Origin of the sequence: Pseudomonas azotoformans (assembly GCF_900103345.1) — a bacterium.
Taxonomy (GTDB): domain Bacteria; phylum Pseudomonadota; class Gammaproteobacteria; order Pseudomonadales; family Pseudomonadaceae; genus Aquipseudomonas; species Aquipseudomonas azotoformans.
The window spans coordinates 6,404,004-6,418,207 of the sequence record NZ_LT629702.1 but is presented as its reverse complement, the minus strand read 5'-3'; the positions used below and the strand labels follow the sequence as shown (position 1 = coordinate 6,418,207).

Sequence of the window (14,204 nt, the reverse complement as noted above, 5' to 3'; positions counted from 1 at the left end):
TGCAAACAGTATTTGTCTCACACCAAACATAGAAACGCCCTACAGAGCTTTCTAATGGCACGCTCGTTCCGTTAAGCTTTTGCGCTGTCTTGTACTGAGTTCGGTACAACAGGTTTACGGACGAAACCGATGCTAAACAGTAACTTGCTCAGAAAGCTCGATATGCAGGACTTGATGGTGTTTATCGCCGTCTACGACCAGAGCAGCGTTACCGAGGTGTCCGAAACACTGTTTGTCAGCCAGTCCACCGTGAGCTACAGCCTGAAGAAGCTGCGCACCAGCTTTGAAGACGAGTTGTTCATCAACACACGAGCGGGCATGCGGCCAACGTACAAGGCCACCACCATGTACGGGCATGTGCAAAAGATCCTCGAAAGCATCAACCTGTGCCACGCCGGTGGCCAGGCTTTCGACCCGACCCAGAAGGCCGTGACGTTCAACGTGTGCGCGCCGGAATACTTCGAACAGTTGATTCTGCCGCGCCTGTTGAAGCACTTCGACCGTGCCGACTTGCCGGTGATCGTCAACGTGCAAAAGCTGGAAACCGACATCCCCGCCGACGACCTGCGCGAAGGCCGCCTCGACCTGGTGATCTGTTTCGGCCCCAACTTCCACCGCGCCCATAAAGACTTGCGCACCCAGATGCTGCTCGAAGACGATCTGGTGTGTGTGTTCGATAAACGCTCGGCGCCAAGGGAGCCGGCCTTCAGCCTGCAGTCCTTCGTCGAACGGCGCCATGTGTTCCCTACGCCGTGGACCTCCGACACCAACATGATCGATGGCTGGCTGGCGCGCCAGGCCCACAAGCGTCAGGTGATCGCCCGCGCCAACAGCTACAGCGCAGCGCTGAAGATGATCACCGGCACCGACTTCATCGTCACCTTGCCGCGCCGCGTGCAAAAACTGCTGGCGCCCGCCACCACGTTCGGCCATTGCGAAGCGCCCAACGGCTTGCCGGGGTTCACCCTGGAGATGCAGTGGAATGAAACCAGCGAACAGGACAGTGCCAATACCTGGTTTCGTGAGCAGGTGGTCAAAGTCTGCGCAGATCAGGGCCTGCTCTGAAACGTCCACCTCACTGTAGGAGCGAGCTTGCTCGCGAAAACGTTAACGATTACGCAGTGCTTCTGGGTTAACGCGGCGCTCTCAGGTTTCTTCGCGAGCAAGCTCGCTCCTACAGGTTGGGTCAGCCGATGGCGACTTTGCTGTAGCAGTCGCGATCCATGTCTACCAGTAGGACGCTGAGTTGAACCTGGATACCTTCCGGCCAGTCACCCAGATCCTGCAAGGCTGCCAGCAGGCTTTCCGACAGCTGCTTCTTGACCTGCGGTGAGCGCCCGCTGAGCAGCGACAGCTTCACCGCGATAAACCCACGCGGGTCGAGGGAGGTGCCAACCTGGAACGTCTCGACCTTGACCGCACGGCTTTTGATATCGAACTCGGAACCGAACTGCCCGGACACCATCAGCACGTTGTTGAGCCGCAGCAGGGTCTTCTCGACAGCGAGGCCTGTCAGGTTGGCGGTGTATTCCAGGTGCAGGTGTGGCATGGATGGCTCCGAGTCTTGGGTAGGAAGATTCCTAGATATACCACGGATAAAAGCCTCAGGCTTTGCTGGCCAGCCCTCTGTCACTCATAAACGCTTCGAGCCGCGAACGTACCCAGCGCTCAGCCGGGTCGGTGTCCACGTGGCTGAGCCAGACCATCGACAAATCCAGGGTTGGTGTTTCGAACGGGAACGGCTCACAGAACAGGTGGCCCGACACCGCCATAGCCTCGGCGGTGTAGTCCGGCAGGCTGGCGATCAGGTCGGTACCGGCGAGCAAGGCCGGCAGTGCGCTGTACTGAGGCACCGACAGCACCACATGACGTTTACGGCCGATCTCCGCCAGCCACTCATCGGCAAACCCGGACACGTTGGCGGTGTGGGACACCAGCACATGGGGCCGTGAGCAATATTCATCGAGGGTCAGCGGCGTTTCCGAGACATCGGCACGCAGGATGCGCGGGCGGATATGGCGTAGCAGCTTGCGCTTGGCGTTCGCCGGCAGGCCACGGGTCTGGGTGATGCCGACGGTGATGTCGCCGGACGCCAGCAGGTCGGGAATGCGCCAGTAGTCCACATGCTGCACCACAAACACCACCTGCGGCGCTTCCTGGCGCAAGGCGCGCAGCAACGGCGGCAACAGGCCGAACTCCACGTCATCGGAGAGCCCGATACGAAAGGTCATGGTGCTGATGGACGGGTCGAAATCGTGGGTCAGGCTCAAGGCCGAGGACAGCGAATCCAGCGCCGGCGACAGGTGCTGGATGATCTCCTCGGCCCGCGCGGTGGGCTCCATACGGTGGCCGACGCGGATGAACAACGGGTCGTTGAACAAGGTACGCAAACGATTGAGGGCCGAGCTGATGGTCGGCTGGCCGAGAAACAGCTTCTCCGCCACCCGCGTCACGTTGCGCTCCAGCATCAGCGCCTCGAACACCACCATCAGGTTGATGTCGGCTTTGCGTAGTTCATTGCGATTCATCGGCGCCTGCCCTTTCCCCAAGACAAGCCGCAGTTTAGAAAGGCCCGTTGCCGGCGTCTACGTGTAGGACGCTTCGCTGGCCTGTGCACCGCGTTCAGGCTCATGCCCCATGCGCAAGCGCAGGGCTGCCACGGCCGCGACCACCAGCACCAACGCAATGACTTTCAAACCATTCATTGCATTGCCGGTACTTTGCTCGATCACGCCCATCACCGACGGCCCGACAAACCCGCCCAACAGCCCGCAGGCGTTGACGAACCCGAGCCCGCCCGCCAGCGCAACGCCCTTGAGGCGCGAAGCCGGGTACAGAAAGATGATCGACTGCACCACAAAGAACATCACCGCCGACAGGCAAAAACCGAGCAGGCTGAACACCGGCCCTGACACCGACGCAATGCCCAGGCCCAACGCCATGGTCAACAGGCCCGTGACCAGCAAGCGGCGGCAACGCCCTGGCGTGGTGGCGAAACGCGGAATCAGCAGCGCACCGAGTGCCGCCGCGATCCACGGCAACGAGGTCAGCAGGCCGACGCTCATGGTGCTCAGTTCACCGTATTTACTGATGATGCTCGGCAGGAAAAATATCACCGTGTAGATGGTGATCTGATGGCAGAAGTACACAAAGATCGCCAGCAGGATCTGCGGGGTCAGCCAGTTCTTCAGCGAGTGACCGCCCGCGCCTGCGCCTTCTTCGCTTTCCTGGGCGAGACGCTGTTCGATCCCGCGCGCTTCCCCGGCCGACAGCCACGGCGCCTTGCTCGGGCGGTCCGGCAGCTTATGCCACACCACCCAGGCAAACGCCACAGCCGGCAGGCCTTCGAGCAGGAACATCCACTGCCAGCCGTGCCAGCCGAGCAGGCCGTCCATGCGCATCAAGGCCGCGCCCACCGGACCGCCGATGATGTTGGCGAAGCACACGCCGAGCAGGAAGTATCCGGTGGCCCGCGCCCGTTGTTCACGGTTGAACCAGTAGGTCAGGTACAGCATGACGCCGGGAAACAGCCCCGCTTCGGCGATGCCCAGCAACAGGCGCAACACGTAGAACGAGGTTTCGCCCTGCACAAAGGCCATGGCCGCCGAGATCAGGCCCCAGGTCACCATGATGCGCGCGATCCAGAAGCGCGCGCCGACCTTGTGCATGATCAGGTTGCTGGGGATTTCCGACAGCGCATACGTCAGGAAAAACAGCCCCGCGCCCAGCCCGTAGGCGGCAGCGGAAATGCCCAGGTCGACGTCCAGGTGATGCTTGGCCAGGGCGATGTTGGTGCGGTCCAGGAAGCTCAGGATGTAGGCGATGATCAGCAAGGGCATCAGCTTGACGAACATCAGTTTGTTCAACGCCTGCGGTGTGCGGGCGGCGGTGGCGGTAGTCATCGGCAGTTCCTCTTGGCGCCCCGCCAGCCGGGCTGGGGGGCGCATCGGTGTTGTTCTAGGAGTCGAGTTGCAGGGCCAACGCCTGGGGGCGATGGGAAAACAGTTGCAGCAGCGCGCCGCCGAGGGCACAGCCGGCCATCACGAAGAAACACACGGTGTAGCCGTGCAGCGTGGTCCAGCCGCCGCCCATGGCAATCAGGCTGCCCATCAGCACCGGCGCCAGGCCGCCGCCAATAAACATCGCGGTGGTGATGATGCCGTTGGCGGTGGACGTCGCCGACGGCTCGGCCGAGTCGCAGGCCACCGCGTAGTAGATCGGCCACACCGCGTTGGCCACCAGGCCGAACAGCAGTTGCACGACAATGATCAACGTCAGGGTGTTGGCGAAGTAGAACGCGCCGACACTCGCCGCCATCCACACCCCGCAGATGATCAGGGTGGTGCGCCGGCCGATGATGTCCGACAGCGACGGCCACACCAGTTGCCCGAGAATGCCGGTGAGGGTGAACACCACGCTCATCCCCGCCGACTCGGCCAACGACAGCCCGGCGATGTTGTAGAGGTAGGCTGGCAGCACGATGTTCACGCCCATGTACACCACTTGGGTGAGCATCGTATTGCCCGCCGTGAGGGCGATATTGCGGTTGCGCAAGGTGGCGACAAAGGTGCGCCAGGCCTCGCCCTTCACCGAACTGGCCGGGGCGTTGTCCGGCGGCGTCATGCCCTTGGCGGCGATGTCGACGTACAACGCAGTGATGCGTTCGGCGGAGGAATAACGCGCCCAGAAAATCATCAGCGGCAGCGCCACCACGAACGCGAAGAAGAACACATAGCGCCAGTTTTCTTCACCAAATACGGTGATGACAAAACTCGCGACGATACCGCTGAGCATCGCGCCAATCGGGTAACCCGTGTGGTGCGCGCCCAGGGCAAAACCGCGACGCTCCACCGGCCACCATTCGGCGGTGTTGCTGACGCCCACCGGCTCACCCCAACCGGCGCCGAGGTTGACCCCAACGCGCAGGGCAATGAAGGTGGCGAGGTTGCCGCTCAGGGCCTTGAAGCCGGACAGAAACGAGATCGCCGTGTAGCCCAGCACCAGCGGCACCTGGAAGCGCGCACGTTTCCAGCCGCCGCCGTAGCGGTCGCTCCACATGGAGCCGGGGATATCCAGCAGCGCCAGGGCCAGCATGACCACCGTGGCCACGGTGCCCCATTGGTCGGCGGATAAATCGAAATGCTTGGAGATGGTCGGCCCCAGGCGCAACACGATCTCACGGTCGTAGGCGTTGAGAATCCAGATCATCCAACAGACCAGCAGCGACACCCAGGAATGCCGGTGAATGCTGCGCAGCGACGCTTTTTTGATAGTTGCCATGGGCCTCTCCAGGCGCGCGAGGGCGCGCACTGACACAAGGTTGCGAAGGAATATGCCTTGTCACACACACGCGCTAGCTGGCGAACCGTCGCTCGGCTATTCCTTGCACGCCCAACCCGGTAATGGCGAACAGCGCTCCACGCTGCTGGCCGTCCGCCGGAAAACGCGGCAGCGGCGGCTTGGCCATGGAAGTCACAAACAGGGTGTCCAGATTCGGCCCGCCAAAGGTCAGGCTGGTGACCTTCTTCACCGGCATCTGGATGATGCGGTCGACGTGGCCGTCGGGGGTGTAGCGCACCAGTTTTCCGGCGTAGACCAAGGCTTGCCACAGGCAGCCCTCGGCATCCACGGTGCAACCGTCGGCAGCGCCACCGCCCGAGGTGTCGACCTTGGCGAAGGTGCGACGGTTGCTCACATTGCCGGTGGCCAGGTCATAGTCGTAGGCCCAGATCTCGCCGGACCAGGTGTCGCAGAAATAGAAGGTTTCGCCCGACGGGCTCCAGCACGGGCCGTTGGACACGATGATGCCTTCGTCCAGGGTGTGCAGGCTCAGGTCGGCGTCCAGGCGGTAAAGCTTGGCGCTGGCGTTGTCTTCCTGGGTGTCCATGGAGCCGAAGATAAAGCGGCCCTGGCGGTCGACCTTGCCGTCGTTGAGGCGGTTATCCGGCAGGTGCGGTTCCGGGTCCATGACCAGGTTGAGCTCACCGCTATTGAGGTCGACGGTGTGCACGCCGTTTTGCAGGGCGACGATGGCCGACTCACCGTTATCGCGCAGGGCCATGGAGCCGATTTTCTGGCCGACCTCCCAGGCGCGCAGTTCGCGGCCATCGTCGGTGCAGCGCAGGATGCGGCCGTCGGCGCTGTCGATCCAATACAAGCGTTGTTGCTCGACGTCCCACACCGGGCCTTCGCCCAGGGTGGTCTTGACGTCGACAAGCACTTCGATACGCATGGTGTGATCCCCTTATTGTTGTTGTGCGGGATGCAGGCCGCGCCGTGACGCGGCGGTTTTTCGGATTAAAAATTGACCTGGTCGCGCCCCTTGAGCCCGAGGATTTCCCGCGCTTCATCCGGCGTGGCGACCCGATGCCCGAGGGCTTCGATCACCGTACGGATGCGTCGCACCTGGTCGGCGTTGGACGCGGCCAACTTGCCTGGGCCGTCCCACAGCGAATCCTCCAGACCGACACGCGCATTGCTGCCCATGGACAGGCCCATGGTCGCCAGCGGAATCTGCCCACGCCCGGCGCCGAGGATCGACCACACATAGTCGTCGCCAAACAGGCGGTCGGCGGTGCGACGCATGTGCGCCAGGTCTTCCGGGTGCCCACCGATGCCACCGCGCAAGCCGAACACCGACTGGATAAACAACGGCGGCTTGAGCAAGCCGCGCTCCAGGAAATGCGCAGCGGTGTACAGATGGCCGATGTCGTAGCACTCGATCTCGAAACGGGTGCGGTTCTCGGCGCACGAATTAAGGATGTGGGTGATGTCACGGAAGGTGTTGCGGAAGATCCGGTCGTCACTCTCCTCCAGGTACGGCCGCTCCCAGTCGTGCTTGAAGTCGGTGAAGCGGTTGAGCATTTCGTAAAGGCCGAAGTTCATCGAGCCCATGTTCAACGAGGCCAGTTCCGGCTTGAACTGCATCACCGGTTGCAGGCGTTCTTCCACGCCCATGGTCGGCGCGCCGCCGGTGGTGATGTTGATCACCACATCGCTGGCGGCCTTGATCTGCGGCAGGAATTCGGCGAACAGCGCCGGGTCCTGGCTTGGGCGGCCATCGTTGGGATCGCGGGCATGCAGGTGGACAATCGCGGCGCCGGCTTCGGCGGCACCAATGGCGGCGTCGGCAATTTCCTGCGCGGTAATCGGCAGATGCGGCGACATCGACGGCGTATGAATCGCACCGGTAACGGCGCAGGTAATGATGACAGGACGATTTTTGGACATGACGACTCTCCGACTTTTATTCTTATGAAAAAAATCCTGGGTGCTGCGCGATGTGTTCTTCCGTGGCTTACAGGTACTCGACGTTACCGTCGACGCTGATCGCCTGGCCGGTCACGTTGCGTGCGGCGGGCGAACAGAGGAACAAGGCCATGGCTGCCACGTCTTCGGCGGTGACCATGCGCTTGAGGGAGATCTTGTTGAGGTATTCCTGGCGCATCTCGGTTTCGGGCACGCCGACCTGTTCGGCACGGGCGCGGATCACGCCGTCCATGCGCGGGCCTTCGACGATGCCGGGCAGCAAGGCGTTGACGCGGATATCGCTCTCGCCCAGCTCCGAGGCCAGGGATTTCATCAGGCCGACAATCGCCCATTTGGTCGCCGCATACGGCGTGCGCCACGCGTAGCCCAAGCGCCCCGCCACCGAGGCGATATGCAACAGGTGGCCGTGGGACGAGGCCTTGAGCATCGGCACCGCGTGGTGGGCAAAGCGGTATTGCGCGGTGAGATTGATGTTGATGGTGGCTTGCCACTCGGCATCGCTGATCGCATCGATACCGCCGGTAGGCCCGGCGATCCCGGCGTTGTTGACCAGCACATCCAGCCCGCCGAAATGCTCGCGCTGCACCTTGAACACCGCCTCGATCTGCGCGGCATCGCTGACGTCGGCGCGAGTGGCAATGCTGCCTGGGTACTTGTCGCGAAACGCAGCCAGGGCCGACTCGCTCACATCACACACATGCACCTGGGCACCGGCCTCCAGATACGCCGCCGCCAGCACTTCACCAATGCCGGCAGCCCCGCCGGAAATCAACACACGTAACCCAGGATAGGGCTGCAGCCGCTGTAGGACACTCATGCACGTTTACCTCCTGAAGCAGACGACCGCGAACGGTCGTTCTTGACGAGCAGGCGCGCCAGGGAATCGGCGGCCTGCATGATGTCGTCGGTCACCGCCGCGCGGGCGCCGGCGCCATCGCCGGCCGCCAGGGCTTCGACGATGCGCGTATGCGCCTCCATCGAACGTTGCAGGTGAGCTTTATCCGGGGCGACCAGCGCAAAGCACGGGCCCATGTGCAGCCAGAAGTTTTCCACGGCAGCCATGGTCAACTCGGCCTGGGCCACCGCGTAGATGCGCCGGTGAAACGCAAAGTTGGTCCACAGGTAGCGCGACACATCGACTTCGTCGGCGGCGTGTTGCATCTGCTGGCACAGGTCGGTGATTTCGTCGAGGTCAGCCTTTTGCAGGCGCAGTACGGCTTTTTCCGCCAGCAAGCCTTCGAGGGCGACCCGTGCATCACGGATTTCACGCAGGCGTTCGACCGTCATCAGGCGTACGCGCAGACGGGAGGTCTCGGTGACTTCAAAGGCGTTTTCGGCGCTGAGGCGTTGCAGGGCTTCACGCACCGGCATCGGGCTGGAACCAAGGGCTTCGGCGAGGCCGCGGATGGTGAGTTTCTGGCCAGGCTGGAAACGGCCACTCATCAGCGCTTCGCGGATCTGGCGGTAGACCTGGTCTTGCAAGGTATCGCGGGACACCTGGCGCAGGGTAGGCAGGAGGAGCGGACCATCTGTCATGAGGCAAAACCTGTGTTGTCGTTCTTATGGCCTCAATATGTGATCACAAATCAAATATGTCAAATAGTTTCCCATTTATGAGAGTGCACAGATAAATGTGGGAGCGGGCTTGCTCGCGAAAGCGGTTGATCAGTCACAGCATTGTTGACTGACACTCCGTCTTCGCGAGCAAGCCCACTCCCACATTTGGACCGCATTTAACCTGATATCAGGGTTTCAGCGGGCGCTCCTGATCCCGCTCGGAAAGCTCCGTCCCATCATCGGGATGTTTCCAGGTCTGCGGTTTTTCTTCCTCATGCCGCCGGGGCTGCTCACGTTCCGGCTCATCCCGCCGTTTCTGTTGATCAGTCATTGCCACCTCCCATCCGTAAGAATTGGTCACATCTTCAGCATAGACAGCGAATGTATTTCCGACCGCATTACCGATTGATAGCCAAAACACATCAATCTATCCAAATTTGTCACTTATCATTTCTAAATGTGTCAGCCACTATTCGAGGTCTTAAGCGAAACAAGCACTTTAAAAAGAACGCTGGAGACACAAAACCATGACTAGCCCTACCCGACCCGACTCTGCCCGCTCGAAAGTGGGTGCGGTATTCCGCGTTACTTCGGGCAACTTCCTCGAACAGTTCGACTTCTTTCTGTTCGGCTTCTACGCCACCTACATCGCTGCCGCGTTCTTCCCTGCCGCTAATGAGTTTGCGTCATTAATGATGACCTTCGCCGTGTTCGGCGCAGGTTTCCTGATGCGTCCGTTGGGCGCGATCATCCTGGGTGCCTATATCGATGACGTCGGTCGCCGCAAAGGCCTGATCGTGACCTTGTCGATCATGGCCAGCGGCACGCTGCTGATCGTGCTGGTGCCCGGTTATCACACCATTGGCTTGTGGGCCCCCCTGCTGGTGCTGCTGGGCCGCCTGCTGCAAGGCTTCTCGGCCGGTGCTGAACTGGGCGGTGTGTCGGTGTACCTGTCCGAGATGGCCACCCCAGGCCGCAAGGGCTTCTACACCAGCTGGCAATCGGGCAGCCAGCAGATCTCCATCGTGGTCGCCGCCGCGCTGGGCTACGGCCTGAACGTGTGGATGGAACCGTCGGTGGTTGCCGACTGGGGCTGGCGCATTCCGTTCGCCATCGGCTGCGTGATCATCCCGTTTATCTTCGTGCTGCGTCGCAACCTGCAGGAAACCGAAGAATTCGCCAACCGCAAACATCGCCCGACCATGCGCGAAGTGATGGCGACCCTGGTGAAAAACTGGACCGTGGTCATCGGCGGCATGCTGATGGTGGCCATGACCACCACCGCGTTCTACCTGATCACCGTGTACGCGCCGACCTTCGGCAAGACCGTGCTGCAACTGAGCACGTCCGATGCGTTGCTGGTGACCTTGCTGGTGGCCGTGTCGAACTTTGTCTGGCTGCCGATCGGCGGCACGTTGAGCGACCGTTTCGGCCGCAAGCCGGTGCTGATCGCCATGACCGCAATGACGGTTCTCACAGCCTACCCAGCACTGTCCTACGTGGTGAACGCACCGAGCTTCGCCCATATGCTGGAAACCCTGCTGTGGTTCTCCTTCCTCTACGGCATGTACAACGGCGCCATGATCCCGGCCCTCACCGAAATCATGCCGGTGGAAGTGCGCGTGGCGGGCTTCTCCCTGGCCTATAGCCTGGCAACCGCGATCTTCGGCGGTTTCACGCCGGCGATCTCCACCTGGTTCATCCACATCACCGAAGACAAAGCCTCGCCGGCCTACTGGATGATGTTCGCCGCCCTGTGCGCGTTGTGCTCGACCCTGGCGCTGTATCGTCGCGCCAACACCCGTGGCCAGGTGATGCAGGGAGCCGCATGATGAAGGCCCTGTTCAAGACCCTGACGGCCCTGGCCCTCGGCGCCCTGGCGCTGTCGGCCCAGGCCGAACAGCTCAAGGTGATGACCTCGGGCGGCTTCACGGCTGCCTATAAATTGCTCGGCCCGCAATACGCCAAGCACAGCGGCGACACCCTCGACACCATCCTCGGCCCGTCGATGGGCAAGGCGCCGGAAGCGATTCCCAACCGCCTGGCCCGAGGTGAACACGCCGATGTGGTGATCATGGTCGGCTACGCCCTGGACGACTTGATCAAGCAGGGCAAAGTCGACCCGGCCTCCCGCGTGGAGCTGGCAGACTCGCGCATCGGCCTGGTGGTGAAGGCCGGCGCCGTCAAACCGGCGATCGGCACCGATGCCGAATTGAAAGCCGCCCTGAGTAAAGCCAAGTCGGTGGCCTATTCGGACAGCGCCAGCGGTGTGTATGTCGAGAAAGAGCTGTTCAAGAAGCTCGGCATGCCCGCCAAAGGCACCATGATCGAACGCCTGCCGGTGGCCGAGCAGGTTGCCAAAGGTGACTACGAAGTGGGCTTGCAGCAGGTCGCGGAGTTGTTGCCGGTTCCGGGTGTGACTTACGTCGGCAAGATTCCGGAAGATGTGCAATCGGTGACACGTTTTGCCGCTGGCATTCCGGTCAACGCCGAACACCCGGAGCAGGCCAAGGCGCTGTTGCAATTCCTGGCTTCGCCCCAGGTGCAACCGGTGGTGCAATCCACCGGGCTGGATTCGGTGTCACGCTGACCGGAACGGCATCTCCCGCACCAACCGCTCCAATTCCAGCGCCGCTGGCGGCAAGGTCCGCCCGCGGCGTTTTATCAAGCCCACATTGCGCATCACCTGCGGCTCCACCAGCGGCACACTCACCAGAATCGGGTGCTCGACCGCCGGCATCGCAATCGACGGCACCATCGCCACCCCCAGCCCCGCTTCCACCAACCCGATCATGGTGGTCACGTGGTGCGTCTCGCAGATACTCGGCTTTTTCACCCGCACGCCGCGCAGGGCCTGGTCGAGCAGGAAGCGGTTGCCGGAGGTCTTGTCCACGGTGATGTAGTCGTGCTCGTAGGCTTCGGCCCAGGCCACGCTGTCACGCTGGGCCAATGGGTGGTCGCGACGACAGGCCAGCACGTAGCGCTCCTGCAGCAACAGCTCGAACTCCACCTCATCGGCCAGGCTGCCGCTGAAACTCACGCCGAAATCCGCCTCGCCACTCTCCACCGCATTGCACACCTCGCCAGCACTGGCATCCAGTACGCGCAGGCGGATCTTCGGGTACAGCTTGTGGAACTCGGAGATCACGTGGGGCATGAAGTAGTACGCGGTGGACGGCACGCAGGCAATGGTGACATTGCCCATGCGCGTGGACGCGACGTTGCTGATGCCCATCAGCGCCACGTCGAGGTCATCGAGCATGCGCTCCACCTGCGGCAGGAAGGCGCGGCCGACCATGGTCAGGCTGACGCGCCGGGTGGTGCGTTCGAACAGTTTCACATCGAGGGCGGTTTCGAGCTTTTCGATGCGCCGGCTGAGGGCCGGTTGCGAGATGCGGATGGCCTCGGCGGCGCCACGGAAACTGCCCTTGTCTACCACGGCGCGGAAGGCCTGGAGGTCGTTGAGGTCGAAGTTGATGATCACAGGAGTGAGGCCAGAGTGGTCGAGGGGGTGGGCATTATCGTATGGGAGCGGATGGGGCGCCATGTGTGCCAGGACCGGTTTGCCGTAATAACCCTGCTACAAATATGAAGTCATACATATCAGCGGGTTATTGACTGCCCGCGACCACGCAACCGTCGAAATGGGTCAATACTTGCGTCCTGACCTACACAACGGGAGATGGACTCATTCATGGAAACCTTTCACTTCTGGATGGACGACGAGACGCCGGATATCGGCTTTGACCAGATGCTCCTTGCATCACGCCAATGGTCAAGTAGGATTGAATCCTACTCACCCCTGGCGGACGTCCAAATGCGCTCAACCCAGCAAATGAGCATTACCTTGCCCATCGAAATGGCTGCCTTGGTCAAGGCCAAGGTCGCTGCCGGTGAATACGCCACCGAAAGCGAAGTGATCCGCGACGGCCTGCGGGCCTTGCTGGCACGGGATCGCGCCATGGATGACTGGCTGCGCGACCAGGTTATCCCCGCCGCCGTGGCGCTCGAAGCAGACCCCGGCCGGGCGTTATCGGCCGAGCAGGTTCGCGAGCACCTGGCCACCAAACGCCAGCGCAAAGGCCACGATAGAACGTGAAGTGTTCAGTGACCTTTTCGCCCGAGGCACTGACCCAACTTGACGCCCTTGAAGACTACATCAGCGATGCCGGCTCGCCGCTGGTCGCTGCCCGCTTCGTCGACAACCTCGTGACCTGCTGCGAAAACCTGACCTTGTTTCCTTTACGTGGCACCCGCCGGGACGACGTGCTGCCCGGCCTGCGCATTACGCATTATCGGCATTCCACCGTCATCGCATTCAGGGTGGATGCCCGTGCGCGGAGGGTGTCGATTCTGGGAGTTTTCTACGGCGGCCAGGATTACGCCGTGCTGTCACAACAAGAGGGGTCCACCGCCGATTAATGTCGCAGTGCCACTAATGAACGATTCCACCGGAAACAATTCTAAACAGTTCGTTTTAGTATAAATTGCGCGATTCCCATCGATGGCATTCAAGGAGGTTCCCCGTGGCAACTCTGCAAACGAACACAATCCAGGCCCTGCAGGACAATCGCAGCGCCCTCCTTGACCAATGGAATGCCAGCCTCGAGGCCTCGGGCGCCACGCGCAATCTCAAAGGCGACGACATCAAACAGCAGACCAGTGAGTTCCTCAACCTGCTGACGACTGCCCTGCAACCAGATAGCTCGCAGAACACCGAGCATGAAAACTGGGCAGAAACCCGTGTATTCCTGGAGAAACTCTCCCACAGCCGCGCCCTCGCCGGCCAGGATTCGCAACAGACCGCGAGCTTTATCTTTGCCCTCAAGGGCCCGTTGTTCGCCCTGCTGCAACGTGAATATGCCGACCAGCCGGCGCAACTGGCCGAACAACTGCTGAAAATCTCCGAGCTGCTCGATGCGCTGGGCATGCACACCATACGCACCTTCCAGAAATCCCGGGAGTCGGTGATCAAGCGCCAACAGGAAGAATTGCTCGAGCTGTCCACCCCGGTGGTCAAACTGTGGGACGGCGTCCTGGCCCTGCCGATGATTGGTACCCTGGATTCGCAACGCACTCAGGTGGTGATGGAATCGCTGCTGCAGCGCATCGTCGACACCGGCGCGGAAATCGCGATCATCGACATTACCGGCGTACCGACCGTCGACACCCTGGTGGCCCAGCACCTGCTCAAAACCGTCACGGCCATCCGCCTCATGGGCGCCGATTGCATCATCAGCGGCGTACGCCCGCAAATCGCGCAGACCATCGTACACCTGGGCCTCGACCTGCAAGGCGTGGTGACCAAGGCCAACCTGGCCGACGCACTGGCACTCTCCCTCAAACGCCTAGGCGTCACCGTCACCAAGGCCGTTTAA

At 61.7% G+C, this 14,204-nt stretch carries 16 protein-coding genes; 6 read left to right on the top strand and 10 right to left on the bottom strand.

The annotated features are described in order from the left end of the window. Nucleotides 1–129 precede the first annotated feature (129 nt). On the top strand, nt 130–1,065 hold the full coding sequence (locus tag BLR69_RS29145; RefSeq protein ID WP_071496771.1) for a LysR family transcriptional regulator: 936 nt from the start codon (nt 130–132) through the stop codon (nt 1,063–1,065). Between the two features lie 121 nt (nt 1,066–1,186). Here the strand turns inward: BLR69_RS29145 and BLR69_RS29140 are convergent, their stop codons facing one another. The 9 genes from BLR69_RS29140 to BLR69_RS30990 form a co-directional block, all read right to left on the bottom strand. Further along, nucleotides 1,187–1,549, bottom strand: coding sequence for a 5-carboxymethyl-2-hydroxymuconate Delta-isomerase (locus tag BLR69_RS29140; RefSeq protein ID WP_071496772.1), 363 nt, complete (start codon nt 1,547–1,549; stop codon nt 1,187–1,189). A gap of 55 nt (nt 1,550–1,604) precedes the next feature. Then, a complete protein-coding gene (locus tag BLR69_RS29135) occupies nt 1,605–2,528 on the bottom strand; it encodes a LysR substrate-binding domain-containing protein (RefSeq protein ID WP_071496773.1) in 924 nt (307 codons plus the stop codon). Nucleotides 2,529–2,585: 57 nt separating this feature from the next. Continuing rightward, entirely contained in the window at nt 2,586–3,902 is a 1,317-nt protein-coding gene (locus BLR69_RS29130) for an MFS transporter (RefSeq protein WP_071496774.1), read from the bottom strand. A 55-nt stretch (nt 3,903–3,957) separates the two neighbouring features. Continuing rightward, nucleotides 3,958–5,280, bottom strand: a complete 1,323-nt coding sequence (locus tag BLR69_RS29125; RefSeq protein WP_071496775.1) for an MFS transporter — start codon at nt 5,278–5,280, stop codon at nt 3,958–3,960. 73 nt (nt 5,281–5,353) lie between these two features. Beyond that, nucleotides 5,354–6,232 carry an SMP-30/gluconolactonase/LRE family protein gene (locus BLR69_RS29120; RefSeq protein WP_071496776.1) on the bottom strand — a complete coding sequence of 293 codons (879 nt, stop codon included), beginning with the start codon at nt 6,230–6,232 and terminating at the stop codon, nt 5,354–5,356. 65 nt (nt 6,233–6,297) lie between these two features. Next, complete coding sequence (locus BLR69_RS29115) at nt 6,298–7,230, bottom strand: BKACE family enzyme (protein ID WP_016975200.1); 933 nt, start codon at nt 7,228–7,230, stop codon at nt 6,298–6,300. 67 nt (nt 7,231–7,297) lie between these two features. After that, entirely contained in the window at nt 7,298–8,086 is a 789-nt protein-coding gene (locus BLR69_RS29110) for an SDR family oxidoreductase (RefSeq protein WP_071496777.1), read from the bottom strand. After that, nucleotides 8,083–8,805, bottom strand: a complete 723-nt coding sequence (locus BLR69_RS29105) for a GntR family transcriptional regulator (RefSeq protein WP_071496778.1) — start codon at nt 8,803–8,805, stop codon at nt 8,083–8,085. The genes BLR69_RS29110 and BLR69_RS29105 overlap by 4 nt, the downstream gene beginning before the upstream one ends. A gap of 208 nt (nt 8,806–9,013) precedes the next feature. After that, nucleotides 9,014–9,157 (bottom strand): hypothetical protein, encoded by a 144-nt coding sequence (locus BLR69_RS30990; protein WP_166794323.1) that lies wholly within the window; start codon nt 9,155–9,157, stop codon nt 9,014–9,016. Nucleotides 9,158–9,353: 196 nt separating this feature from the next. Here BLR69_RS30990 and tcuC point away from each other — a divergent pair, with 196 nt between their 5' ends. Together tcuC and BLR69_RS29095 are read left to right on the top strand one after the other, a co-directional pair. Further along, complete coding sequence (gene tcuC / locus BLR69_RS29100) at nt 9,354–10,658, top strand: MFS transporter (protein WP_071496779.1); 1,305 nt, start codon at nt 9,354–9,356, stop codon at nt 10,656–10,658. Then, nucleotides 10,658–11,416 (top strand): substrate-binding domain-containing protein, encoded by a 759-nt coding sequence (locus tag BLR69_RS29095; protein ID WP_071496780.1) that lies wholly within the window; start codon nt 10,658–10,660, stop codon nt 11,414–11,416. The genes tcuC and BLR69_RS29095 overlap by 1 nt, the downstream gene beginning before the upstream one ends. Here the strand turns inward: BLR69_RS29095 and BLR69_RS29090 are convergent. Further along, complete coding sequence (locus tag BLR69_RS29090) at nt 11,408–12,310, bottom strand: LysR family transcriptional regulator (RefSeq protein ID WP_071496781.1); 903 nt, start codon at nt 12,308–12,310, stop codon at nt 11,408–11,410. The two genes, BLR69_RS29095 and BLR69_RS29090, sit on opposite strands and share 9 nt — an antisense overlap. A 210-nt stretch (nt 12,311–12,520) precedes the next feature. Between BLR69_RS29090 and BLR69_RS29085 the strand changes: the two genes are divergently transcribed. From BLR69_RS29085 to BLR69_RS29075, 3 genes are all read left to right on the top strand, one after another. Continuing rightward, nucleotides 12,521–12,925: a ribbon-helix-helix domain-containing protein gene (locus tag BLR69_RS29085; protein WP_172832143.1), complete on the top strand. Its 405-nt coding sequence runs from the start codon at nt 12,521–12,523 to the stop codon at nt 12,923–12,925. Beyond that, on the top strand, nt 12,922–13,248 hold the full coding sequence (locus BLR69_RS29080) for a type II toxin-antitoxin system RelE/ParE family toxin (protein WP_071496782.1): 327 nt from the start codon (nt 12,922–12,924) through the stop codon (nt 13,246–13,248). Before BLR69_RS29085 ends, BLR69_RS29080 begins: the two co-directional genes overlap by 4 nt. Before the next feature lie 104 nt (nt 13,249–13,352). Continuing rightward, nucleotides 13,353–14,204 (top strand): STAS domain-containing protein, encoded by an 852-nt coding sequence (locus BLR69_RS29075; protein WP_071496783.1) that lies wholly within the window; start codon nt 13,353–13,355, stop codon nt 14,202–14,204.